This window comes from Tsukamurella pulmonis (genome assembly GCF_900103175.1).
Taxonomy (GTDB): domain Bacteria; phylum Actinomycetota; class Actinomycetes; order Mycobacteriales; family Mycobacteriaceae; genus Tsukamurella; species Tsukamurella pulmonis.
Window position 1 is genome coordinate 1,900,730 of sequence record NZ_FNLF01000002.1, and the last position, 21,953, is coordinate 1,922,682.

19 protein-coding genes are annotated in these 21,953 nt (G+C 72.5%); 9 read left to right on the plus strand and 10 right to left on the minus strand.

Going from position 1 to position 21,953, the window contains the following annotated elements; translation table 11 throughout:
- Positions 1 to 60: 60 nt before the first annotated feature.
- Positions 61 to 1,305, plus strand: coding sequence for a mechanosensitive ion channel family protein (locus BLQ62_RS09375; RefSeq protein ID WP_082756488.1), 1,245 nt, complete (start codon positions 61 to 63; stop codon positions 1,303 to 1,305).
- Between the two features lie 74 nt (positions 1,306 to 1,379).
- Here BLQ62_RS09375 and BLQ62_RS09380 read toward each other — a convergent pair whose 3' ends face one another.
- Entirely contained in the window at positions 1,380 to 1,931 is a 552-nt protein-coding gene (locus BLQ62_RS09380) for a YdeI/OmpD-associated family protein (protein ID WP_068535566.1), read from the minus strand.
- Positions 1,932 to 2,209: 278 nt separating this feature from the next.
- Between BLQ62_RS09380 and BLQ62_RS09385 the strand changes: the two genes are divergently transcribed.
- The 6 genes from BLQ62_RS09385 (at position 2,210) to BLQ62_RS09410 (ending at position 8,300) form a co-directional block, all read left to right on the plus strand.
- On the plus strand, positions 2,210 to 3,082 hold the full coding sequence (locus tag BLQ62_RS09385; RefSeq protein WP_068566316.1) for a MetQ/NlpA family ABC transporter substrate-binding protein: 873 nt from the start codon (positions 2,210 to 2,212) through the stop codon (positions 3,080 to 3,082).
- Positions 3,079 to 4,125 carry a methionine ABC transporter ATP-binding protein gene (locus tag BLQ62_RS09390; protein ID WP_068565765.1) on the plus strand — a complete coding sequence of 349 codons (1,047 nt, stop codon included), beginning with the start codon at positions 3,079 to 3,081 and terminating at the stop codon, positions 4,123 to 4,125. The genes BLQ62_RS09385 and BLQ62_RS09390 overlap by 4 nt, the downstream gene beginning before the upstream one ends.
- Positions 4,122 to 4,808 carry a methionine ABC transporter permease gene (locus BLQ62_RS09395; protein ID WP_068535562.1) on the plus strand — a complete coding sequence of 229 codons (687 nt, stop codon included), beginning with the start codon at positions 4,122 to 4,124 and terminating at the stop codon, positions 4,806 to 4,808. The genes BLQ62_RS09390 and BLQ62_RS09395 overlap by 4 nt, the downstream gene beginning before the upstream one ends.
- Positions 4,801 to 6,084, plus strand: coding sequence for an MFS transporter (locus tag BLQ62_RS09400; RefSeq protein WP_068565763.1), 1,284 nt, complete (start codon positions 4,801 to 4,803; stop codon positions 6,082 to 6,084). The genes BLQ62_RS09395 and BLQ62_RS09400 overlap by 8 nt, the downstream gene beginning before the upstream one ends.
- Positions 6,085 to 6,159: 75 nt before the next feature.
- Complete coding sequence (locus BLQ62_RS09405; RefSeq protein WP_068565761.1) at positions 6,160 to 7,056, plus strand: tyrosine recombinase XerC; 897 nt, start codon at positions 6,160 to 6,162, stop codon at positions 7,054 to 7,056.
- Positions 7,057 to 7,079: 23 nt separating this feature from the next.
- Positions 7,080 to 8,300 (plus strand): alpha/beta hydrolase, encoded by a 1,221-nt coding sequence (locus BLQ62_RS09410; protein ID WP_068565759.1) that lies wholly within the window; start codon positions 7,080 to 7,082, stop codon positions 8,298 to 8,300.
- Positions 8,301 to 8,304: 4 nt separating this feature from the next.
- Here BLQ62_RS09410 and zwf read toward each other — a convergent pair whose 3' ends face one another.
- The 8 genes from zwf to BLQ62_RS09450 form a co-directional block, all read right to left on the minus strand.
- On the minus strand, positions 8,305 to 9,864 hold the full coding sequence (gene zwf, locus BLQ62_RS09415) for a glucose-6-phosphate dehydrogenase (RefSeq protein WP_082756487.1): 1,560 nt from the start codon (positions 9,862 to 9,864) through the stop codon (positions 8,305 to 8,307).
- Positions 9,865 to 9,924: 60 nt separating this feature from the next.
- Positions 9,925 to 10,431, minus strand: a complete 507-nt coding sequence (locus BLQ62_RS09420) for a M23 family metallopeptidase (RefSeq protein ID WP_068565757.1) — start codon at positions 10,429 to 10,431, stop codon at positions 9,925 to 9,927.
- A gap of 117 nt (positions 10,432 to 10,548) precedes the next feature.
- Positions 10,549 to 11,853 (minus strand): methyltransferase family protein, encoded by a 1,305-nt coding sequence (locus BLQ62_RS09425; protein WP_068565755.1) that lies wholly within the window; start codon positions 11,851 to 11,853, stop codon positions 10,549 to 10,551.
- A gap of 1 nt (position 11,854) precedes the next feature.
- Positions 11,855 to 12,910 (minus strand): SRPBCC family protein, encoded by a 1,056-nt coding sequence (locus BLQ62_RS09430; protein ID WP_068565754.1) that lies wholly within the window; start codon positions 12,908 to 12,910, stop codon positions 11,855 to 11,857.
- Complete coding sequence (locus BLQ62_RS09435) at positions 12,907 to 13,974, minus strand: M48 family metallopeptidase (protein WP_068535958.1); 1,068 nt, start codon at positions 13,972 to 13,974, stop codon at positions 12,907 to 12,909. The genes BLQ62_RS09430 and BLQ62_RS09435 overlap by 4 nt, the downstream gene beginning before the upstream one ends.
- Positions 13,975 to 13,984: 10 nt before the next feature.
- Positions 13,985 to 15,181, minus strand: a complete 1,197-nt coding sequence (locus BLQ62_RS09440; RefSeq protein ID WP_068535551.1) for a multidrug effflux MFS transporter — start codon at positions 15,179 to 15,181, stop codon at positions 13,985 to 13,987.
- A 3-nt stretch (positions 15,182 to 15,184) separates the two neighbouring features.
- Positions 15,185 to 17,227 carry a hypothetical protein gene (locus tag BLQ62_RS09445; protein ID WP_115391371.1) on the minus strand — a complete coding sequence of 681 codons (2,043 nt, stop codon included), beginning with the start codon at positions 17,225 to 17,227 and terminating at the stop codon, positions 15,185 to 15,187.
- Positions 17,228 to 17,251: 24 nt separating this feature from the next.
- Entirely contained in the window at positions 17,252 to 18,931 is a 1,680-nt protein-coding gene (locus BLQ62_RS09450; protein ID WP_068565750.1) for an Hsp70 family protein, read from the minus strand.
- Between the two features lie 46 nt (positions 18,932 to 18,977).
- Between BLQ62_RS09450 and grpE the strand changes: the two genes are divergently transcribed.
- Both grpE and BLQ62_RS09460 read left to right on the plus strand, forming a co-directional pair.
- Positions 18,978 to 19,466: a nucleotide exchange factor GrpE gene (gene grpE / locus BLQ62_RS09455; protein WP_068535956.1), complete on the plus strand. Its 489-nt coding sequence runs from the start codon at positions 18,978 to 18,980 to the stop codon at positions 19,464 to 19,466.
- Between the two features lie 144 nt (positions 19,467 to 19,610).
- The gene (locus BLQ62_RS09460; RefSeq protein ID WP_068565748.1) at positions 19,611 to 21,005 is read left to right on the plus strand and encodes a dicarboxylate/amino acid:cation symporter; all 1,395 of its coding nucleotides are present in this window, start codon (positions 19,611 to 19,613) and stop codon (positions 21,003 to 21,005) included.
- Here BLQ62_RS09460 and BLQ62_RS09465 read toward each other — a convergent pair.
- Entirely contained in the window at positions 20,995 to 21,900 is a 906-nt protein-coding gene (locus tag BLQ62_RS09465; protein ID WP_068565747.1) for a zinc-binding dehydrogenase, read from the minus strand. The two genes, BLQ62_RS09460 and BLQ62_RS09465, sit on opposite strands and share 11 nt — an antisense overlap.
- Positions 21,901 to 21,953: the final 53 nt, after the last annotated feature.

Sequence of the window (21,953 nt, forward strand, 5' to 3'; positions counted from 1 at the left end):
TCCCGTGGATACCTGCTCACCATGGTGGGCGTCGGGTATCGCAGATCGAGAGGTGTACCCATGACCTCCCAGCTCGCCATCGACTACGGCGCCGGGCTCTCCGACGCTTGGAGCTCCGTCGCGACCTTCGTACCCAAGCTGGCGGCCTTCCTCGCCATCGCGATCATCGGCTGGATCGTCGCGAAGATCCTGTCCGCGGTGGTCGCCAAGATCCTCGCCAAGGTCGGCTTCGGCCGCCTCGCCGAACGCAGCGGCCTGCAGAGCGTCCTCGCCCGCAGTGACTACGACGCCGCGACCCTCCTCGCGAAGGTCGTCTATTACGCGGTGCTGCTCATCACGCTGCAACTCGCCATCGGCGTCTTCGGTCCCAACCCGATCGGCGACCTGCTCTCGCGCTTCGTCGCGTGGCTGCCCAAGCTGTTCGTCGCGATCATCATCATCGTGATCGTCGCGGCGATCGCGAAGGCGGTCAAGGACATCGTGGGCGGTGCGCTGGGCAGCGCCTCCTACGGTCCGCTGCTCGCCACGATCGCCTCGCTCTTCGTCTGGGGAGCCGGGATCATCGCCGCCCTCAACCAAATCGGTGTCGCCACGACGGTCACCACCCCGGTCCTCGTGGCGGTGCTCGCCACGATCGGCGGCGTCATCGTCGTGGGCGTCGGCGGAGGCCTGGTGCGCCCGATGCAGCAGCGGTGGGAGGGCTGGCTGACCAAGGTCGAGGAGGAGATCCCCGCCCGCAAGGCCGAGCGCGAGGCCGCGGCGCGCGAGACCGCACGCCACAGCCAGGCGCAGCGCCCCCAGGAGTCGTACCAGCGTCCGCAGGAGTCGGCGCCGGGGGATCCGTACCAGGCTCAGACGCCCGGCGATCCGTACCAGGCGCAGGCATCGGGGTACCAGGCCCCGCTGCCGCCGCAGGCACCGAATCCGCAGGCCCAGCCCCCGCTGGGGGCGCCGCAGACCGGTCAGCAACCGCTCTCGGGGCAGCAGCCCTTCCCGAGCCAGGACCCGCCGCAGGCCGGTGGGCAGTACGGCGCGCAGGGCGGGCAGCCGCCCACCGTCGGCCTGCCGGCGCAGCCTCCGGGGCAGCACCAGCCCGGCCAGCATCAGTACGGCGGCCGTGCACCGCAGCACAGCGCCCCCGGGTATTCGCCCGACTGGCGGCCGGGAGGCGAGCCGCCCGCCGGGCAGCACGGCGCACAACCCGGCGCCGAGCCGCAGGGCTGGCAGCCGGGGCCCGATCCCGAGCGGTGGCCCGACGCCGACCCGGGCCGCCAGGGCGGCCCGTACCCGCCGCACCAGAACTGATCGGTCGCAGCAGAATCGATCCCTCACTCCGGCCGGCCCGCAGCACGCGGGCCGGCCGCAGTGCTCCAGGGCGGTCAGGCGCCGCGCGGCGCGGCGTCCTCGGGCGCGATGAGCTGCCCGTTCTTCATCAGCTCGGGGTCCGTGCAGGAGGCCAGGTCGAAGCAGCAGGGCCGGCGCTTGCCCGAGCGCATCTTGGAGATCGTCACGTCCACGCGCTTGGCCCGGGTCGCCGGGTTCTTCGTCGCGCCGATCCATCGCACCCACTCCCACCGCGCCATCGGCGTGATGTCGGTCCACACATCGAGCGTGTCCGGAGCACCGTCCAGGGCGACCCGCAGGTCGGCGGGCACCGTCGGTTCCGGCCAGTCCTTCGTCGGCGTGATCTCCAGCGTGACCTCGTCGCCGGCCTGCACCGCCGCATCGTCGAGGGCGATCCAGTGGCCCTTGCGTCCGTCCGGCTCGATGACGGTGCGGAAGTCCGCGCCGTCGAGGGTGCCGATGACTGCGACCTGGCCCCGCGACGGGAGCGCGGCGCTGGCGTCGGCCGGCAGCCGGACGAGGGTCCGCTCCCCGAAAGCCTCGGCGGGGGCGGTGAAACGGACGGCGGTCGCGCTCCGGGTGCTCATCTTCTCTCCTCGGGGTGGCGGTGCTTTCGACCGAGACTACGAGCACCGTCCCGGACCGGCTTCTCGAATCGTGATCGATCGGGGATCGGCACCGGGCGGGCCCGCGATGATTCGATGCACTCATGAGTGAAACCGGACGCGGACCGTCGAACCTGGTCACCGAACCGGGCGCGGTGCCGAACCGTGGAGTTGTCCGGCCGATGTATTAACCGATAGGTATCGTTCACGCAGCTGGGAGATCCCCGGTGCCGTCGAGTTGGAGAACAATAGCCGTGAAGATGAAGCGTTTCGCGCTCGCCCTGGTCGTGCCCCTCGCCCTCACCTCGGGCCTCGCCGCCTGCGGCTCGGGCTCCGATGGCGACACGATCACGATCGGCGTCACCGACGGTGCCCAGCAGTTCTGGAACGTCTACAAGGACCTCGCCAAGGACCAGGGCATCGACGTCGAGCTGAAGAACTTCAGCGACTACCAGCAGCCGAACGCCGCGCTCAACGACGGCGACCTGCAGATCAACGAATACCAGCACCTGCAGTTCCTGGCCGAGTACAACGCCAAGAACAACACCGACCTGGTCCCGATCGGCGCGACCGCGATCTACCCGTTGCCGCTGTACTCCAAGAAGCACAAGTCGGTCGCCGAGGTCCCGCAGGGCGGCACCGTCGTCGTCCCCGACGACCCGACCAACCAGTCCCGCGCGCTCGGCGTGCTCTCCTCCGCCGGCCTGATCAAGCTCAAGGGCGAGGTCAACCGGCAGGTGACCCCGGCCGACATCGACACCGCCGCCTCGAAGGTCACGGTCAAGCCGGTGGACGCGAACCAGACCGCGCTCAGCCTCGACAGCGTCGACGGTGCCGTGGTCAACAACGACCCGGCCGAGAACGCCAAGCTCGGCAAGGACCTGATCATCGCCAAGGACGATCCGGCGAGCCCGCAGTCGCAGCCCTTCATCAACGCCTTCGTGGTGCGCAAGGCCGACAAGGACAACGCGACCTACCTCAAGCTGGCCGCGCTGTACAAGGACCAGAAGGTCCTCGACCAGCTCAAGAAGGACAAGGGCGACTCGTTCATCCTCGTCGACAAGCCCGCCGCCGAGCTGCAGAGCCTCACCGAGTCGCTGCAGCAGCAGGTCAAGGCCAACGGACCCAAGTGAGCGAGAGCGCCCCGGCCCGGGTGGCGATCGAGTTCGTCGACGCCACCCGGGATTTCGGCACGATCAAGGCCCTCGACGGCGTCAGCTTCGCGATCCCGGAGGGTTCCATCACCGGCGTGATCGGCCAGTCCGGCGCCGGCAAGTCCACGCTGATCCGCACCATCAACGGCCTCGAGTCGACCACCTCGGGCGAGGTGCGCGTGCTCGACACGGTGGTCGGGACGCTCGGCGAGCGCGACCTGCAGAAGCTGCGCGCCCAGGTGGGCATGATCTTCCAGCGGTTCAACCTGATGAACTCGCGCACCGTCGCGGGCAACGTGGAGTATCCGCTCACCCTCGGTGACCTGTCCAAGGCCGAGCGGAAGAAGCGCGTGACCGAGCTGCTCGACTTCGTGGGCATCGGCGAGAAGGCCGGCCAGTACCCGAACAAGCTCTCCGGCGGTCAGAGCCAGCGCGTCGGCATCGCCCGCGCCCTGGCCCGCAATCCGAAGATCCTGCTCGCCGATGAAGCCACCAGCGCACTCGACCCGGGTATGACGGGCGAGGTCCTCGACCTGCTGCTGCGGGTCAATCGCGAGTTCGGCACGACGATCGTCGTGATCACGCACGAGATGGACGTGATCCGCCGCATCTGCGACACCGTCGCGGTGCTCGATCACGGCCGGCTCGTCGACTACGGCCCCGTCTACGACGTCTTCGCCGCGCCCACCTCGAAGGCCACCGAGTCGCTGATCCATGCCGCCGTCGGCGACGACGTCGCGCCGGAGACGCTGCAGCGGCTGCACGCCGCGAGGCCCGGCACCGTCGTCACCGTCGACGTGCGGGACGAACCCGATGCGCTCGACGCGGCGGAGGTCTTCGCGACGCACGGAGCCGGCGCGCGGGTGCTCTACGGCGGCGTCGCCGAGGTGGGCGGGCGGCCGTTCGGCTCGCTGACCTACTCCGTGACCGGCGAGGACGCCGCCGTCCGCGCCGCCATCGCTGAGCTCGGCGATCTCGCGCACGTCAAGGACCCGCAGACCGGTCAGGAGATCGACCGATGACCCATCCGACCTTCCTCGACGACGTCTTCCCGCCCGGCACACAGGACGTCTTCATCCAGGCGATCGGCGAGACGGTCCGCCTCGTCGGGATCACGATGATCGTCGGCGGCCTGCTGGGACTCGTCTACGGAACGCTGCTCTACGCCACGCGGCCGGGCAATCTGCTCGCGAACCGCGCCGTCTTCTCGGTGCTCAACGTGCTGGTCAACATCATCCGGCCGATCCCGTTCATCATCTTCATCACGGCGATCGCGCCGATCACCAAGGAGGTGATCGGCACCCGCATCGGCGTGGAGGCCGCGGCCTTCGCGATGACGGTGATGGCGACCTTCGTGATCGGCCGCGTCGTGGAGCAGAACCTCGTCACCGTCGATCCCGGCGTGGTCGAGGCCGCGCGATCGATGGGGGCGAGCAAGGTCCGCACGCTCGCGACTGTCGTCATCCCGGAGGGGCTGGCCCCGCTGACGCTGGGCTACACGTTCATGTTCGTCGCGGTCGTCGACATGTCGGCCATGGCCGGCTACGTCGGCGGCGGCGGCCTGGGCGACTTCGCCCGGCAGTACGGCTACCAGCAGAACAACTGGCAGCTCACGCTGGTCGTGATCGTCGTGCTCATCGTCGTGGTGCAGATCGCGCAGTTCTTCGGCAACTGGCTCAGCCGCCGACTGCAGCACCGTGACTGAGATCGACGCGCCCGCCGACGAGGGCCGGAGGCGGCGCACACAGGTCCTCACCGGAACGGTGGGGCATCTCGTCGAGTACTTCGACTGGAGCGCCTACTCCTTCCTCGCGATCTACTTCTCGCGCCAGTTCTTCCCCGGCGACGCGGAGTCGGTGGTACCACTGCTCGCCACCTTCACGGTGTTCGCGGTCGGCTTCCTCGCGCGGCCCGTCGGCGGCGTGCTGATGGGCCGGATGGCCGACCGCTACGGGCGCAAGCCGACGCTGGCGATCGGCGTCGCCATGATGGGCTTCGGCAGCCTGTTGATCGGCCTTGCGCCGACGTATGCACAGGTGGGCGTGATCGCGCCGATCATCCTGGTGATCGCGCGGCTCGTCCAGGGCCTCTCAACGGGCGGCGAGCTGTCGACCGCCACGGCGTTCCTCGTCGAGTCGGCGCCCGCCGACCGGCGCGGCGCCTACGGCAGCATCGTCAACGTCGGTTCCAGCGTCGGCAAGGTGCTGTGCCTGCTCGCCATCACGCTGCTCGTCGGGACGGTCGGCGCGGACGCGATGGCGGACTGGGCCTGGCGCGTGCCGTTCCTGGTGGGGGCGGCCCTGGCGGTCGTCGCGTGGTGGATCCGGCGCAGCGCGCAGGAGACCCTGCCCGAGGCCGCGGTCCCGCGCACGGGCGCGAGCCCCTATCGGACGATCCTCACCGATCACCGCGCCGACTTCGGCCGCGCGTTCGTCCTCGCCTCCTCGACGGCCGCGATCTTCTACGCCTGGAGCACGTTCGTGCCCACCTGGGCGATCCTCACCGCGGGGCTGAACAAGGAGAGCGCCGTGACGATCTCGGCGATCGCCTTCGTCGTCTACGGCCTCATCCAGATCCCGCTGGGCCTGCTCTCGGACCGGATCGGTCGCAAGCCCATGATGTACGCCTCCCTGCTCGCCGGGGCGATAGCGACGATCCCGCTGTTCTGGGCGATCTCCGACGGCTTCCTCGTGGTGCTGGCCGTGCAGTGCGCGGGCATGGGCATCACCGCCGTGATGATGGCGAGCCTGGGCACCGCCCTCGCGGAGATGTTCCCGTCGCACATCCGCGTGCTCGCCACCGGCACCGCCTTCGCACTGGCGACCGCGATCTTCGGCGGCACCATCCCCGCAATCGGCACCGCCCTCCACGAACGCGGCCTCGAGACCGTCTTCCCGATCTACCTGGTGGCGCTGCACCTGCTCGCCCTGCCCGTCGTGCACCGTCTGCGCGAGACGGCGCACGCGCCCCTGCCCGAGTGAGGCCGGGACGGCGCGGGTGACGCGCGGTTCCCGCTCCATCACCGTGTCCGATCGGGCGCGGCTTACGCTGGGGGTGTGAGCGAGGCGCTGGAGGAGTACGAGCGGTACCTGCGGCTCGAACGCGGCCGCAGCGAACACACCGTGCGCGCCTACCTCGCTGATCTGACCGCCCTGCTCGCGTTCGCCGCGGAGCGCGGGGTGCCGGCGGACCGTCTGGACCTGGCCACGCTGCGGGCCTGGCTGGGGGAGCGGGCCGCGGCCGGGGCCGCCCGGACCACCCTTGCGCGTCAGGCCTCGTCCGCCCGCACCTACACGGCGTGGGCCGCCCGGCGCGGCCACCTCGCGGAGGACCTCGGCGTCCGGCTCAAGGCGCCGCGCGCGCACCGCACCCTGCCGGCGGTCCTCTCGTCCGACGACGCCGGGCAGGCCCTGCGCAATGCCGCCTCCGGCGCCGCGGAGGGCGATCCGCTCGCCGTCCGCGACCTCGCGATCGCGGAGACCTTGTACGCCACGGGGATCCGCGTGAGCGAGTTGTGCGGACTCGACCTCGGCTCCGTCGACCACGGCCGGCGCGTGCTGACCGTGATCGGCAAGGGGAACAAGGAGCGGACCGTTCCCTTCGGGGCGCCCGCCGCAGCCGCCCTGCGACGGTGGCTCGACGAGGCGCGGCCCGCGCTGGTGACGGAACGCTCCGGCCCGGCCCTGTTCCTCGGGGCGCGCGGCGGCAGGCTCGACCCGCGGCAGGCGCGCACCGTCGTGCATCAGGTCACGGGATCGGTGCCGGGCGGGCGCGAGGTCGCCCCGCACGGGCTGCGGCACACCGCCGCCACCCATCTGCTCGACGGCGGCGCGGACCTGCGCGTCGTGCAGGAGCTCCTCGGCCACTCGTCGCTGGCGACCACCCAGCTCTACACCCACGTTTCCGTCGCCCGCCTGCGCGCCGCGCACGAGCAGGCGCACCCGCGCGCCTGAGCCGCCGTCCGTACGGTGGGGCCATGCGCCCCACAGGTTTGCACGCGGTGGCCGAATCGGAGACTCGCCGAGGAGCGGGCGGCCGGATCCGCCGTCCAGCCGGCGACACCTTCGTCGACATCGCCTACGCCCGTCCGGCCCCGTCGAACCCGATTCCGCTGGTCGTGCTGCCCGGTGGCCCGGGACTGGGTTCACTCGTGCCGTACCGCGGCTTCCGTCGTCGAGCCGCGGCGCGCGGCTTCGACGTGGTGATGATGGAGCACCGCGGTGTCGGGCTCTCCCGCCTGGACGTGGACGGAGCGGACCTGCCGCGCGCGTCCGTCACCATCGCGGCGGTCGTCGACGATCTGGCCGCCGTGCTCGACCACGCCGGCATCGAGCGCGCCGTGATCTACGGCTGTTCGTACGGCACCTCGCTCGCCCAGGTCTTCGGCGCGCGGCACCCGCAGCGCGTCGCGGGGATGGTGCTCGACTCCACCGTGCTCGACGTCGAAGGCGACTTGGCCCTGACGCGGGCCCACCGCCGCGCACTGCTGCTGACCGGCTCCGGCCGGCTCCCCGGCCTGATCCGTGCCCTGATCGAGGACGGAACCGTGCCGGTCGACGAGATCGGGCACGTCGCGCAGGTGGTCTACGAGTTCAGCGGCCCCGCGGTCCTGGCGCGGCTGCTGCGCGCACGGGCACAGGGCAGGGGAGTGCGGGTGTGGCGTCGGCTCGTGGAGCTCGGGGGCGAGGAGACAAGCGGATCCGGTAGGCGTTTCGTGATCGAGCCCGATCTGGTCGAGGGCATCGCCCACGGTGAGCTCGGAGCCTCGCACGCGCCGGACGGGTTGCCGCTGGATCCGCAGGCGGCCTTCGTCCGCGACCGCGCTCCCGCGTTCCACGGCGAGCCCGAGGATCTCCCGGCTCGATTGCCCGGCTTCACGTGGCCCACCGCCGTCGTCTCGGGCGAACGCGACCTGCGCACTCCGCGGCCGGTCGCCGAGCGCACCGTGGCGCTGCTGCCCGACGGGGTGCTGGTGCCGCTCGCAGACACCGGCCACAGCGCGCTCGACACGCACCGGCTCGCCGCCCTGATCGCCGCCCGCGCCGTGGCCCAGGGCGATCACGCGCGGCTGCCGGACCTCGCCGGTGCGATCGCGGATCTGCCGCGCGAAGGCGCCTCTCGCCTGCTCGGGCCGGCGATCCGCGCCGGGCTCGCCGCCGACCTCGCCCTGCCGGGCGGCGCCGTGAAGCGGGCGTGACGTGCTAGTCGCGCCAGTTGCGCTCGAAGGGCAGGCGCCAGGCGTTCGGGGCGATCAGCTGGTGGATCGAGTTCGGGCCCCACGAGCCCGGCTCGTACGAGCGCACCGGCGGCGGATCGTCGAGCAGCGGGATCGACCGCTCCCACAGCGATTCGATGCCCTCGGCGGTGGTGAACAGCGTGTGATCGCCGTTGATCGCGTCGAGAATGAGGCGCTCGTAGGCCTCGAGCACGTCATCGGCCTGCTCGGTGTCCTCGGTGGAGAACTGCATCGACAGCTTCGACAGTCGCATGCCGGGCCCGGGACGCTTGCCGTAGAACGACAGTGACACCTTGGACTCGTCGGCGAGGTCGAAGGTGAGGTGGTCCGGACCCTGCTGGCCGATGCCGGAGCCGGCGGGGAACATCGACTTCGGCGCCTCCTTGAAGGCGATCGAGATGATCCGCATGCCCTGGGCCAGCTTCTTGCCCGTGCGCAGGTAGAAGGGCACTCCCGCCCAGCGCCAGTTGTCGATCCGCGCCTTGAGTGCGATGAAGGTCTCGGTGTCGGACTCGGGATCGACGCCCTTCTCCTGCCGGTACCCGGCGTACTGGCCGCGGATCACGTCGTCGGGCCGGATCGGCTCGAGCGAGCGGAAGACCTTGTTCTTCTCCTCCGAGATCGCGCGCGGCTCCAGGGCCGTCGGCGGCTCCATCGCGACGAAGGCCATCACCTGGAACAGGTGCGTGACCACCATGTCCTTGTACGCGCCGGTCGGCTCGTAGAACGCGGCGCGGGCGTCGAGACCCAGCGACTCGGGGATGTCGATCTGCACGTGGTCGATGAAGTTGCGGTTCCAGATCGGCTCGAACAGACCGTTGGCGAACCGGAAGGCCAGGATGTTCTGCGCCGCCTCCTTCCCGAGGAAGTGGTCGATCCGGAAGATCTGCTTCTCCTTGAAGGTCTTGTGCACCTCGTCGTTGAGGGCCAGTGCCGACTCCAGGTCCTCGCCGAAGGGCTTCTCCATGATCACCCGCGAGCGCTCGACGAGGCCCGCCGTGTTCAGCGTCTCGATCACCTTGGTCGCGGCCTTGGGCGGCACGCTCAGGTAGTACAGCCGGCGCACCCGCTCCCGGTCGCCCTGCGTCTCGTCGTCCGCGAGCTCCTGTTCCTTGGCCGCGACGGCCGCCGCCAGCGCCTCGGGGCCGGCCGACGTGTTGACGTAGGAGAGCTTCGGCGCGAACCGCTCCCACTGCTCGTCGGTCAGCTTGCGGGCGCCGAGCTCGTCGATCGCCTTCTTGGCGAAGACGCGGAACTGCTCGTCGGTCATGTCGTCGAGGCTGGTGCCGATGACCCGCATGTCCGGTGCCAGACCGGAGACCGCGAGATAGCCGAGGCCGCAGAGCAGCTTGCGCCGCGACAGATCGCCGGTGGCCCCGAAGAGCACCACCAGCGTGGGATCCTCCTGCGGGGCCGTGCGGGAGCGCCGCGTGGAACCGCTCGGGTAGGCGATCGTCTGTGCCTCCTCAAGCCGTTGAGCCTTCGCGTCGTCCGTGGTCGATTCTGGCCTGCTCGCGTCCGTCACGGGAGGAATCGTCGCATTCTGCGCCGGGCGGCGCGCGGCGGCGCGGCGATCGGGTCCGATTCATCCCGTGGCGTCCGGCAGCAGCCGCACGGGCGCGGCACCCACGAGCAGCAGCGGGTCGAAGTACTGCGCGGCGCGGCCCGAGCCCCGGCGCAGGCCCCAGTGCAGGCACGCGGCCGCCGGGCAGCCATCGTGGCCCGCCGCCACCCGCCCGAGCGGCGAACCCCGCCCCACCTCGTCGCCGGCGCGCACCGTGGGCTCCTCGATCGGCTCGTAGGTCGTGAGCAGGCCGTTCGGGTGCAGCACCGACACCACGACGCGATCGTCGACGCGGCCCACGTAGTGCACGCGCCCGGCGCCGGCGGCGTACACGCTCTGCCCGGGTGCGGCGGCCAGGTCGGCGCCGCGATGCCCGGGCTGCCACCGCTTCTCCGGGTTCGCGAACAGCCGGGCCACCGCTGGGCGCGGATCCAGCGGCCAGTCGTAGTCACCCGCCGCCGAGACCGATGGTGCGCTCGCCGTGAGGACGGCGAGCAGGGCCAGGACGGAGCGGAACAGGGTGCGCATGTCCCGACGGTGCCGCACGCCGGGGACCGGGAACCGCGCCGCCGGTGCCGCCTGTGGATGAATCGGGTGTTTCCACAGGGGGTTGACAGAGCCGGCGCGGCCCGTCCCGCCGGGGGCCTACGCGCGACTGTCCCCCGGGAGGCGCCGGGGCCCGCCGCCCAGCGCATCGACAGTGACCTGCAGCAGTGGTGCGAGCACGGGCGCCCGCAGTACCCACCCCACGAGCGCCCACCCGAGCCCCAGGTGTTCGAGGCCGCGGCCGACCGCCGCGAGACCCGAATCCGTCACGGCTCCTTCGTCCGCGGCGATCCGCGCGTAGTGCACCCGGCGCAGGCCCGCGGGATGATCCTCGGCGGCCCGGATCCGCAGCTGCTCCGGCGCCCGCCGGGCGAACCACGCCCCGACAGGGGCGCACACTGTGCAGGTCGCCGAGATCCACAGCTCGGCGGCCCCGCCACCGTCGACCGGGCGCGAGCGCGGCCGCCAGACCGGTACTGAGCGGCGGTAATCGCGCCACGGCGCGCCGAACCGCCGGGCGAGCTCGCCGTCCTCGTGCCGGGCCGCGAGGCCGGCGGCGAAGGCGACGGCGACCAACGCGGCCGCGGCGAGGCGCCACTCGCGCAGCGCGGCAGCCTCGACCACCAGGATCGCCGTCGCCGCCGTCTGCATGGGGTTCGCGAGGTAGGCGTAGGGCCCTGTCCGCACCAGGCGCGCGGGCGGGTCCCACGGGAAGGGCGTGCCGCCGTGCTCGGCGAACTCCGCGACCGCGCGCTGCGCGACGATCGCGCACAGCACTCCGGCCTGGATCGCCAGCGACAGCACCGTCCTGGGCCATGCCGCGAGGGCCTCGCCCCAGCTCCGGTCCGCGAAGGCCAGCGCGATGCTCGGCAGGCACCAGGTCAGGATCGCGGTGAACAGCGCCGTCTGCAGCCACGACCGCGCGCGCACCGCACGGCCGCGGGCCGTGAGCTCGCCCAGCAGCACACCCGGCACGAGGGCCAGCGCCACCGCGAGAGCCTCACCCCACAGCCAGTCCGGTTCGAGTACGACGAGCGGCCGCAGGGAGGCCATGGCGAGCAGGTCCCCGGCGACGAGGACCGCCGCGGTCAGCGCCGGCCGCACGATCGAGCCGAGCAGCACGGGCACCGCACCCCACAGGACCGCCCACCCGAGCACCACGTCGATCGGCACGCCCGACCAGGTCGTTCCGGTGACGGGATGCGCCGGCGTGCCGAAGGACCACCACCCGGCGCTCACGGCGACCGCGTTCACCGCGACCAGTGTCACCGCGTTCCACAGCGCCGCCAACGCCGCGCCCGCCTTCCGCGGCCGATTCGCCGTCATCGCCGCGGCCAGTGCGAGCAACCAGGGGACCAGCGCCACGGCGGGGCGCAGGATCTCCAGTGGGACGGTCGTTTCCACGTCAGTTCGGCAGGGCGAGTGAGCCGATGAGGTACTGCGCCGCGCGCTGCACGACGGTGCGCTCGAGCGGGGTCCAGTACGCCGCGGGCGCCAGGCGCCGGTCGAAGGTGAGCGACCAGGTGACCCGGGTCCCGCCGTCCACGGGCGCCCAGCGCACCGTCGACGCGCGCCAGGCGAGCCACGTCGCGATCGGGGTGGCGTCGTGTTCGGCCGCGTAGGTCACCGAGCGCGCGTCGGAGGCCGTGACGCGCAGCGTCAGGGTCGACGGTGCCGTGCCCCAGTGGTGCCCGTGCAGCGGCGCGGCGCGCTCCGGCGCGCCGCTGAAGAGGATGTGCCGCGCATCGCCGGGCGCGACGCCCTCGGAGTGGTCCTCGAGCGGGCGGGGGAAGCCGAGCGCGAGCAGGCCTGTGGGCTCGCCGAACCGCAGTGGCGCGGCGACGGCGGCCGCGACCTGCTCGGGCGTCGCCGCCACGACCCGCTCGGCGACGACGGTGTTCTCGGCGGGCAGGGTGAGTGCAGGGACGGCGCCCTCCGCGGACGCGAGCACGAGGAGCAGGGCCGGCGCGGCGACGGCGCGCGCGCTCCGCGTGCCGGCGCGGACGGCCTTGACCAGCGCCGCGACCAGGAGCGCTACCGCGTAGACCAGCGGCGCGGCGAACAGCACGCAGACCACGCCCTCACCGGCGAAGATCGCGGCGACGAGGAGGAACATCGTGGTGCCCTTGAACACGATGCCGGAGGCGCTGGTCGACGGGCGGGAGATCACCAGCATCGCGGCCAGCAGCGCGGGAAGGCCGACGTAGAACACCGAGGTCTGGTTGAGCCAACCGTTCATCCAGCGCATCAGCAGGCTGCCGAGGACGCACACCACGACGAGGGCGAGGAGCGTGAGCACGGCGGGTCGTCGGCTCAGCGGCACCGCCTCGGCCGGGGCTTCGGAGGCGGTGTCGTCGCGGCCGGAGAGGGCATCGTCCGGGTGCGTCGGCGCGCCGCCCGGCTCGGGTGCGACCTCGGGCTCGGGCCCGTCGTCCTCCCCGGGCGACGGGGGAGTGCTCACTCGTCCTCGTCGTGCTTGCGCGCCGCGTTGCGGCGCCACTCGTCGATCTTGCGGCCGACGCCCGTCGCGACGTCGGTGACGCCCTGGCCGACGGTGTTGACCGCGGACGAACCGAAGTCGCGCAGGGTGGTGATCAGCGGATCGGCGGAGGCGTCGAAGCCGTCCTTGTACCCGCGGGCCGCGGACCTGAACTCCTCGGCCGCGCTGGCCTTGTCGTCGTCGGCGCGCTGCGGGTAGTCACCGCCGACGATCCGGCCGTAGTCGCCGCGCTCGACCCAGCGGTTCAGGTCCGCCGCGCGCAGCACCGAGAAGGGATGCGACTGCAGTTCGAGGTTGAGCAGCTTGAGCACACCGTCGCGCAGGTCGCCCGTGCGCTCGTACTCGGCGGCCTGGGCCAGGAAGCGCTGCGTGTCCATCTCGGAGAGCTTCGTGCCGCCGGCGGTCTTCATGTGCACCCGCATGGCGACGTCGGGATCCTGCACGCACAGCAGACCCGCGCGATCACCCGACAGCTCGGACTTGCGCTGCCACTCCATGAGCGCCGCGACGATCGCGCGCAGCGCCCAGCCGCCGATCGGCACCCAGCCGAAACTGCCGGCCAGCCGCAGCAGGTGCATGAGCATGGTGCGGTACACCGCGTGTCCGGACAGGGCGTGTCCGAGCTCGTGGCCCACGACGAAGCGCTGCTCCTCCTCGTCGAGCAGATCCAGCAGGCCCGTGTTGATCACGATGAACGGCCGGTCCATGCCGATCGTCATCGCGTTGACCGTCGGATCCTGCACGACGTAGAGCTCGGGCGTCGACGGGGCGTCGAGGACGCGCACGCAGTCCTCGAGCAGGGCGTGCAGGTGTGGGAACTGCCGGTCGTCCACCCGCACGCCGGAGGCGAGGAACAGCAGCCGGTGCTGGCGCTCGCGCAGCAGCGCGGAGATCGCCTTGAGCACGGTGTCGAAGCCCTTGAGGTTGCGCAGTGCGACCAGGGCGGCGCGATCCGCGGGATGCTCCCACGCGCGAGTACTGATTCCGGGCAGCGAACGGTAGCTTCGGGACACTGAATCGGTCATGTCGGCCACGTTACCGGTTCGCGCTTGGCGTCCGCTTGGCGATCGCGAACGCCAGCGCGGCACCGGCCGCGCAGAGCACCATCACCGTGCCGAGCACCACGGGGTTCCCACCGATCCCGGCGAACAGCGCCGCCACGCCGCCGAGCACCATGCGTGCCGCTCCGAGTGCGGCCGAGGCGGTGCCCGCCAGATTCCCGTGGTCGTCGAGGGCCAGCGCGGCGACCGTCGGCATGACCAGGCCGAGGCTGGACACGGTCACGAACAGGGAGACGATCACCAGCGGCGGGTTGTCCGCGGCGAGGGAGCCGAGCGAAGCCACGGCGCCGATCACCATGCCGGCCAGCCCGATCCGCACCAGCGTGGCGACCGGCACCCGCCCCACGAGACGACCGCCGATCAGATTGGTGGCGAGTAACCCGACCGCGTTCACGGCGAAGACGATGCTGAACTCCGACTCGGAGTAGCCGTAGTGACTCTGGAAGACGAAGGCGGACGTGGAGATGTAGGCGAACATCGCGGCGAAGGCCAGGCCGCCGGTCAGGGTGAGTGCCACGAATCGGCGATCACGGGCCAGCGAGGCGAAACCGCTCGCCACCGCCGCCCAGCCCACCGGTCGACGGTCCGCGGCCGGCAGGGTCTCCGGGACCTTCGCGGCGGCGATGGTGAGCAGAGCGACACCGAGGACGGCGAGCACGACGAACAGGCCGCGCCAGTCCATGAACCGCAGCAACTGCGCCCCCGCGAGGGGAGCGATGATCGGGGCCACGCCGCCGACGGCCATCAGCGCCGCGATCATCCGGGCCGCGGCGACACCGTCGAACAGGTCCCGGACGATGGCCAGGCTCAACACGATTCCGGCGGCGCCCGCGGCGCCCTGCAGCAGCCGCGCGACGTCGAGCAGGTACACCGACGGGGCGACGGCGCACAGCAGCGAGCTGACGATGAACAGCGCCATGCCGACGATCATCGGGCGGCGCCGGCCGATCGAGTCCGAGAGCGGGCCGACGAAGATCTGCCCGACGGCGAGGCCGATCAGGCAGGCGGTGAGCGTCGCCTGGATCGCCGGCTGCGAGGCGCCGAGGTCTGCGGCCGCCGCGGGGAGTGCGGGGAGGTAGAGGTCGGTCGTGATGGGACCGAACGCCGACAGCGAGCCCAGGATCAGGGCCAGCCGCAGGTTTCCTCGGGAGTCTGCGCTGGGTCGTGTCACCCCTCAATCCAACCGCAGGTGCGCGGTCGGGGCGAAATCCGGCGCGATCAGCAGCGCCCCGTCCGGTGCCCGGCGGCAGGCGGCGACCGCGACATGGGCGGGGCGGGGCAGATCCGCGGGAAGGACCGCGCCGCCGTCGATCTGATACCGGGTGTTGGTCACTTTCCAGGCCCGCGCCGTCGCATCGACGGGCGAGCGCGGCGGCCCGCCCACCCGCGCCGTGACGTACGCCTCGGTGATGTCCGGGGGCCAGTCGAAGACCAGTCGGTCGCCGCGCAGCGCGACGTTCGCGATCGGCGGGAAGTCGCCCGCGGGGACCGGCTCCGGCGGGGCGGGTGGCGGGACGGACACCGGCGCGGACGGCGTGCTCGCGGGAGCGGGGACCGGCGCGGGGGAGCGACGGGCATCCGAGCGGGCCTCGGCCGACGGGACGCCGTCGACGACCGCGACCACGGCGTAGACCGGCACCGCGCGGCGGGGTGCGCCGCCGTCTTCGAGCCGTCGCTCGCGGGTGCGGCCGACCACGGTCCAACCGCCGTCGGGCCCCTGCCTGCTGACCTTGAAGGACGCATCCGGATGCGCGGAGTCCCAGGTGACCAGGACGGCACCGTCGGCCTGGCGGGCGGTGACGGCCGTGGGCGGCGCGGGCGCCGTGGTGGGCGACGCCGGCGTGGCGCCCGGCCCGGGATTCGGTGCGCCCGCCTGCGCGCCGCGGGCCTCGTCGATGGCCTCCAGCAGCGGCGGCTGGCCGGGCGGCGGGGGAGCGTCCAGCGCGCCGCGCTGCAGTCGGGCGAGGGCGCGGGCGGCGTCGGAGGGCCGACCCGCCGCGCGCGCCGCGGCGACCTCGCGCCACAGGGCCGCGGCGTCGTCGAGAACGCGTCGCGCCTCGTCGGCGACGGTGCGCACCTGAGCACCGGCCGTGCCGTCATCGAGGCCGGCCGCCTCCGCGGCCAGGCGCGCCGCCTCTGCCGGGCGGCCCCGGCGCAGCGCCGCGCGGGCGGCCCTGAGCGGCGCCTCCCAGGCGCGCGGGGCGGCGGGAGCGGGTCGCGCCGAGGGCGCAGCGGCGGGAGCGGCGTTCCCTACCCCGCCGCCGTACTCGGCGGCCAGGTCCGCGAGCACCCGCTCGGCGGTGATGCGGTCCAGGCCGAGCTCCTCGCCCTCGCCGGCGAGGTACTCGTAGTCGGGGCCGACGAGCCGGTCCTCGATGAGGATCGCGGCGCGGACCTTGGGTCGCAGCGCCTCCGTGGCGTCCTCGATGACGGCGCGCGCGTACGCGTCGGCGAGCGGGCCGCCGGTGGCGAGCACCTCGCGGACGTGCACGCCCAGCTCGTCGAGGACCGCGCGGCTGCGGCCGGGAGGCATCTGCCGCGCGCGGCGGTGCAGGATCTCGGCGCGGTCGCGTATCTCCACCACGTCGTGCGCGTCGGCGGTGCCGAGACCGAGGAGGGAGAACAGGCTCGGTACGCGCTCGCCGCACAGCTCGCCCCACTCGGTGAGCAGGGAACGGATCTGCGTGCGGCGCTGCGGGGTCAGGCCCGCGAGCGCGGGGTCCGACGCGGGGACGTCGCCGGCGAGCACCCGATGGCGCCGGAGCCGGGTCGCGACCTCGGCCGGCGTGAGGCCGCCCAGCGCGCCCACCTCCTCGAGGCCGGCGACCTTCGCCGCGGGCACCCCGCCGTGCCGCTCGACGAGCCGTGCGATCGCGGTGTCGAGGATCTCGTACCGCGCGGCGTCCCGCTGTTCCCGCTCGGCGCGCACCCGGGCGGCCTCGGCCGCTCGACTCGCGGCGGATCGCAGTGGGGCGCTGCGCTGCTCGTGCTCGTCGACGAGCCGCGCGACCAGGGTGCGGTACTTCGGGTGGTCGCGTTGGCGCTGCCAGAAGCCCCACACCTCGTCGAGCCGGACCGCGACCTCGGCGTCGGTGGGATCGGCCCCGTCGAGCGGCAGGTCGTAGAGCTCGAAGGCGTCGGCGTGCTCGGGGCCGCCGCGTCGCGCGACGTCGGCGAGCACCCGCTTGCGATAGCCGTTGGGATCGAACGGCGTCATCGGCGTCATCGTCGGTGCCTCCCTTCAGTCGCGCCGTCGGGAGCGCTGCACCTGGCCGAGCTCGCGCTCGACGTCGGCCTGCGAGAGCATCGCGCCGGTCTGGGCGGAGAGCGTGAGCGGCAGGTCCGCCTCGACGTGGTGCGCCGTCACGTGCAGCACCCCGTCGAAGCCCATCTCGAAGGTGATGCGCACCTCGCTGCCCGCGGGGTAGCCGGGCGGGATGTCTCGGATCGTGCCCTCCACCAACAGCTTCGCGTCACCGAGGCGCTGCGAGGCGATCTGGCCCTGCTGCTCGACGACGGTGATCTCGATCTGCTGCTGGTCCTCGCGCATCGTGCCGAAGGAGCGGCGCACGCGCACCGGCAGAGTCTGGTTGCGCTCCACGAGCCACGTGACCCCGAGGTCGCCGTGATCGTGCACCGCCAGCACGCCGAAGCCGCGGGAGATCACCGTGTCGACCTGGATCTCCAGCATCCGGCGCACCATCGAGACCGGCTGCTGGAAGGACGCGGCGACGCGGGCGATCGAGTTCTCCAGCTCCGCCGCCGGCGCGTGCAGCGGGGGAGCGCCGTCGGGCAGGAGCCCGCGGGTCACCAGGTCGGCCGCCACGAGGCGCTCCATCTCCAGCTTCTCGCCGTACAGCGCCGCGCCGCGGGCCACCGCGAGGTCCGGGTCGTGCAGCTCGCCGTCGAGGCCGAGTTGCTCGCGCAGCGCGCGGGCGACGGCCGACATCCGCGAGGACCCGCCGACGAGCAGCAGCCGGTCGATCGTGTGCACGCCCCGCTTCTCCGCCGTCTTCAGGCAGTCCCGGGCCAGGTCGACGGTGCGCCGCAACAGCGGGGCCGTCATCTCCTCGAGCTCGGCGCGGGTGAGCGGGACGACGGCGCGGGCACCGTCGTGCGCGATCACCACCTCGGTGCGCTCGGCGAGCGTCAGCTCGTGCTTGGCCTGTTCGGCGGCGAGCACCAGCGACTGCGAGCCCGCGGAATCGTCGAGCGGGTCCTCCGCGTCCGGGTTGGCCTCGCAGAAGCGCTGCGCGAGGTGCAGCGCGAGGCGCTCGTCCCAGTCGGCGCCGCCGAGCTGGTGATCGCCCTCCACCGCGAGGACGGAGATGCGGCGGTCGGCGAGCTCGATGACGGTGGCGTCGAAGGTGCCGCCGCCCAGGTCGTAGACCAGCACCGTCTCGCGCGGCGCGCCCTTGCCGGTGTCGAGGCCGCCGTCGAGCCGGCCGAAGCCGTACGAGAGGGCCGCCGCGATCGGCTCGGACAGCACCCCGGCCACGTCGAAGCCCGCGTACGCGCCGGCCTGGATGGTGGCGCGGCGCTCCTCGTCGCCGAAGTAGGCGGGCACGGTGATCACCGTGCGGTGCACGGGCTCGCCGCCGCTGAACGCGACGTCGCCCGCGAGGGACTTGAGGATCAGGGCCGAGACCGCCGGGGCCGACCAGGTCTCGCCGTACGCGCGGAAGCGCCACTGCGAGTCGCCCATCCGGCGCTTGACGAGGCTGCACACGTGCTCGGGATCGAGCCGGGCCTGGCGCCGCGCGCCCTCGCCGACGAGGTGGTCGTAGGAGGAGGCGAACAGGACCACGGAGGGCACCGTCGCCTCTCCGCCGAGCCCCCGGACGATCTCGGGACGCCCGTCGGCGCCGATGCGCGCGATCGCCGAATTGGTCGTGCCCAGGTCGATTCCGTAGACCCCCATGGCGGGGATATTAGCAGCGCACAGGCGCTCGCTAGGGTGGGTGAGCATGAGCGCTGACGAGGTCGCGACGCCCTCCGGATCCGACGGTGACCGACTGGCGGAACAGGTACAGGACCTGGCCCGGATCCTGGCGCGGCAGGCCGGCACCGTCGAGCGGTTGGCGGACGCCGAGCAGGCCCGCGCGGCCCGCGATCGGGCCGGTGCCGACCTGCCGCTCGTCGTCGAGCTGTTCGCCCTCCTGGGCGAGGTGACGGCGTGCGCGGACACCGCCGGATCCGAGCGCGAGCGCGCGGCGTTCGCCGCCGTCGCCGCGCGCGTCGAGCGCCTGCTCGTGGGGCGCGGCGGCACGGTCGTGGTGCCCGCCGTCGGCGACGTCTTCGACGCGGCCGTGATGGAGGCTGCGGACGTGGTCGACGCCGCCGACGCCGGCGAGGACCGCACCGTCGAGGCGGTCCTGGCGCCGGGGCTGAGCGTGCCCGGGCGTTCGGTGCGCCCCGCACGGGTCGTGGTCCGACGGTTCCGCGGTCAGGCGTAGCATCCTCGGGGTGCAGTGCCTCCTCACGAGTCGGCGGTTCGTCGACCAGGTGCAGACGGCCAGCGCGCTCTGTCGCCGCTGATCCGTCCCTTTCCGCACGTCTTCTCCGCCCACATCCGGGCGCTCCTACCTAAGGACACGACCATGTCGTCCTCTGCCGCCACCCCTGCGCAGAAGCCCTCTCGTATCCCGCCGCTGCTGAAGAACTTCGGCTTCCAGATCATCGTCGGCCTCGTCGCCGGCGTGCTGCTGGGCCTGCTCGCCCGCAGCATGGCCCCGGCCGCCGACGGCAACGTCAACTGGCTGGTCGGCACGCTCAAGACCATCGGTTCGAGCTACGTCAAGCTGCTCACCGTGGCCGTCGTGCCGCTCGTGGTCACGGCCGTCATCGCCTCGATCGCCAACCTGCGCAACGTGACCAACGCGGCGCGGCTGGCGGGCAAGACGCTGCTGTGGTTCGCGATCACCGCCTTCATCTCGGTGATCATCGGCATCATCCTCGGCCTGGTGCTGCAGCCCGGCGCGCACACCACCGTCACCGGTGACGGCAAGGCACCGTCGAGCACCGGCTCCTGGTGGGCCTTCCTGACCGGTCTGGTCCCGTCGAACTTCCTCGGCCTGCAGGCCAAGGCCTCCGACGGGTCCGTCTCGCTGAGCTTCAACGTGCTGCAGGTGCTCGTCGTCGCTGCCGCGATCGGTATCGCCGCGCTCAAGGTGGGCGACAAGGCCGAGCCCTTCATCGCGTTCAACGCCTCGCTGCTCGCGATCATCCAGAAGGTGCTGTGGTGGATCATCCGCCTGGCACCGATCGGCACCGCCGCGCTCATCGGCACCGCGGTCGCGACGTACGGCTGGGACGCGATCGGCTCGCTCGGCGTCTTCACGGGCGCGATCTACCTGGGCCTGCTGATCGTCGGCCTGATCGTGTACCCGCTGATCGTCAAGGCGCACGGCCTGTCGGTCAAGCAGTTCTTCAGCGGCGTGTGGCCCGCGGCGCAGCTCGGCTTCGTCTCCCGCAGCTCCATCGGCACCCTGCCCGTCACGGAACGCGTCACCGAGCGCAACCTCGGCGTGCCGCGCGAGTACGCGTCGTTCGCCGTCCCGCTCGGCGCGACCACCAAGATGGACGGCTGCGCCGCGATCTACCCGGCCATCGCGGCGATCTTCGTCGCGCAGTTCTTCCACGTCCCGCTCGGCCTCACGGACTACCTGCTCATCGTGATCGTCTCGGTGATCGGTTCGGCCGCCACGGCGGGAACGACCGGCGCGACGGTCATGCTGACGCTGACCCTGTCGACGCTCGGCCTGCCGCTCGCGGGCGTCGGCCTGCTGCTGGCCGTCGAGCCGATCGTCGACATGGGCCGCACCGCGCTCAACGTGACCGGCCAGGCGCTGGTGCCGACGATCGTCGCCAAGCAGGAGGGCATCCTCGACGAGGAGGCCTACAACGCGCCGCGCAAGGACGTCTACGCCGACGAGTCGGCCGACGAAGCCGCGGACGCCGCGGACGCCGGGGCGAAGGTGTCCGCTACAGCGTGAGCACCACCCGCCGGCCCGCGGTGTCCGCCCGCCAGACCTCGGCGACGGACTCCGCGGGCACGGCGGTGACGTCGATCTCGATCCCGAGATCGACGGCGGTCGCGAGGATCGACGGCCGCGCGGCGACCACCTCCTCCGCGGTGAACGATCCGAATCCGCTGCCCAGCAGGCGGATGTCGGTCGAGCGCAGCAGCGCGCCGGGCAAAGCGATCTCCGTGCCCGCCATCGTGCCGATCTGCACGAACTGCGACGGCCCGCGCTTCTCGAGCGCGGCCAGAGTCAGCTCCGCGGGCCTGCCCCACAGGTAGTCGAACACCACATCGATCTTCTCGGCGCGCAGCGCCGCGGCGATGTCCTCTTCGGGGGCGCGCAGATCGATGGTCGCGTCCGCCCCGACCGTGCTCAGCACGGCCGTGTTCCGTCCCGCCGCGATCACCCGCGCCCCGAGACGACGCGCCAGCGCCACCGCGGGTCGCCCCGAGCCGCCCGTCGCGCCGAGCACCAGCACCGTCTGTCCCGGCCGCACCCGGACGCGGACCGTCATCGCCATCCACGAGGACATGACGGCGTTCATCGCGGCCGCCGCCTGGAGGTCGTCGAGCGCGTCCGGCACGTCGACCAGGGCTGATTCAGGGACGGCGATCCGTGGCGCCGCAGTGCCCGGCGCGGAGACGTAGACCCGGCGGCCGTCGTCGGTGACCCCGACGCCGTCGACCCCGATCACGAATCCGGGCGCCGGCGGCGAGGCGTAGTGCCGCCCGTCGGCGATGCCGCGCGCGAGGTTGTGCAGCGCGACGGCGCGCATCGTGACGGGGACGAGCCCCGGATCCGTGGCGACGGCGGGCGCGTCGGCCCAGACGGGGGTCGCGGCGTAGGTGGCGAGTGCGGCCTGCATGACATCTCCTTAACGGTGTTAAATCGATGTCCACCTTAACAGCGTTAAGCTGG

What these genes read in the sequence shown, in the direction of transcription:
- BLQ62_RS09435 (WP_068535958.1), bottom strand. Translation starts at nt 13,974, where the DNA reads ATGACCGATTCAGTGTCCCGAAGCTACCGTTCGCTGCCCGGAATCAGT.
- BLQ62_RS09420 (WP_068565757.1), bottom strand. Translation starts at nt 10,431, where the DNA reads ATGCGCACCCTGTTCCGCTCCGTCCTGGCCCTGCTCGCCGTCCTCACG.
- BLQ62_RS09385 (WP_068566316.1), top strand. Translation starts at nt 2,210, where the DNA reads ATGAAGCGTTTCGCGCTCGCCCTGGTCGTGCCCCTCGCCCTCACCTCG.
- BLQ62_RS09460 (WP_068565748.1), top strand. Translation starts at nt 19,611, where the DNA reads ATGTCGTCCTCTGCCGCCACCCCTGCGCAGAAGCCCTCTCGTATCCCG.
- grpE (WP_068535956.1), top strand. Translation starts at nt 18,978, where the DNA reads ATGAGCGCTGACGAGGTCGCGACGCCCTCCGGATCCGACGGTGACCGA.
- BLQ62_RS09450 (WP_068565750.1), bottom strand. Translation starts at nt 18,931, where the DNA reads ATGGGGGTCTACGGAATCGACCTGGGCACGACCAATTCGGCGATCGCG.
- BLQ62_RS09375 (WP_082756488.1), top strand. Translation starts at nt 61, where the DNA reads ATGACCTCCCAGCTCGCCATCGACTACGGCGCCGGGCTCTCCGACGCT.
- BLQ62_RS09380 (WP_068535566.1), bottom strand. Translation starts at nt 1,931, where the DNA reads ATGAGCACCCGGAGCGCGACCGCCGTCCGTTTCACCGCCCCCGCCGAG.
- BLQ62_RS09410 (WP_068565759.1), top strand. Translation starts at nt 7,080, where the DNA reads ATGCGCCCCACAGGTTTGCACGCGGTGGCCGAATCGGAGACTCGCCGA.
- BLQ62_RS09445 (WP_115391371.1), bottom strand. Translation starts at nt 17,227, where the DNA reads ATGACGCCGTTCGATCCCAACGGCTATCGCAAGCGGGTGCTCGCCGAC.
- BLQ62_RS09465 (WP_068565747.1), bottom strand. Translation starts at nt 21,900, where the DNA reads ATGCAGGCCGCACTCGCCACCTACGCCGCGACCCCCGTCTGGGCCGAC.
- BLQ62_RS09395 (WP_068535562.1), top strand. Translation starts at nt 4,122, where the DNA reads ATGACCCATCCGACCTTCCTCGACGACGTCTTCCCGCCCGGCACACAG.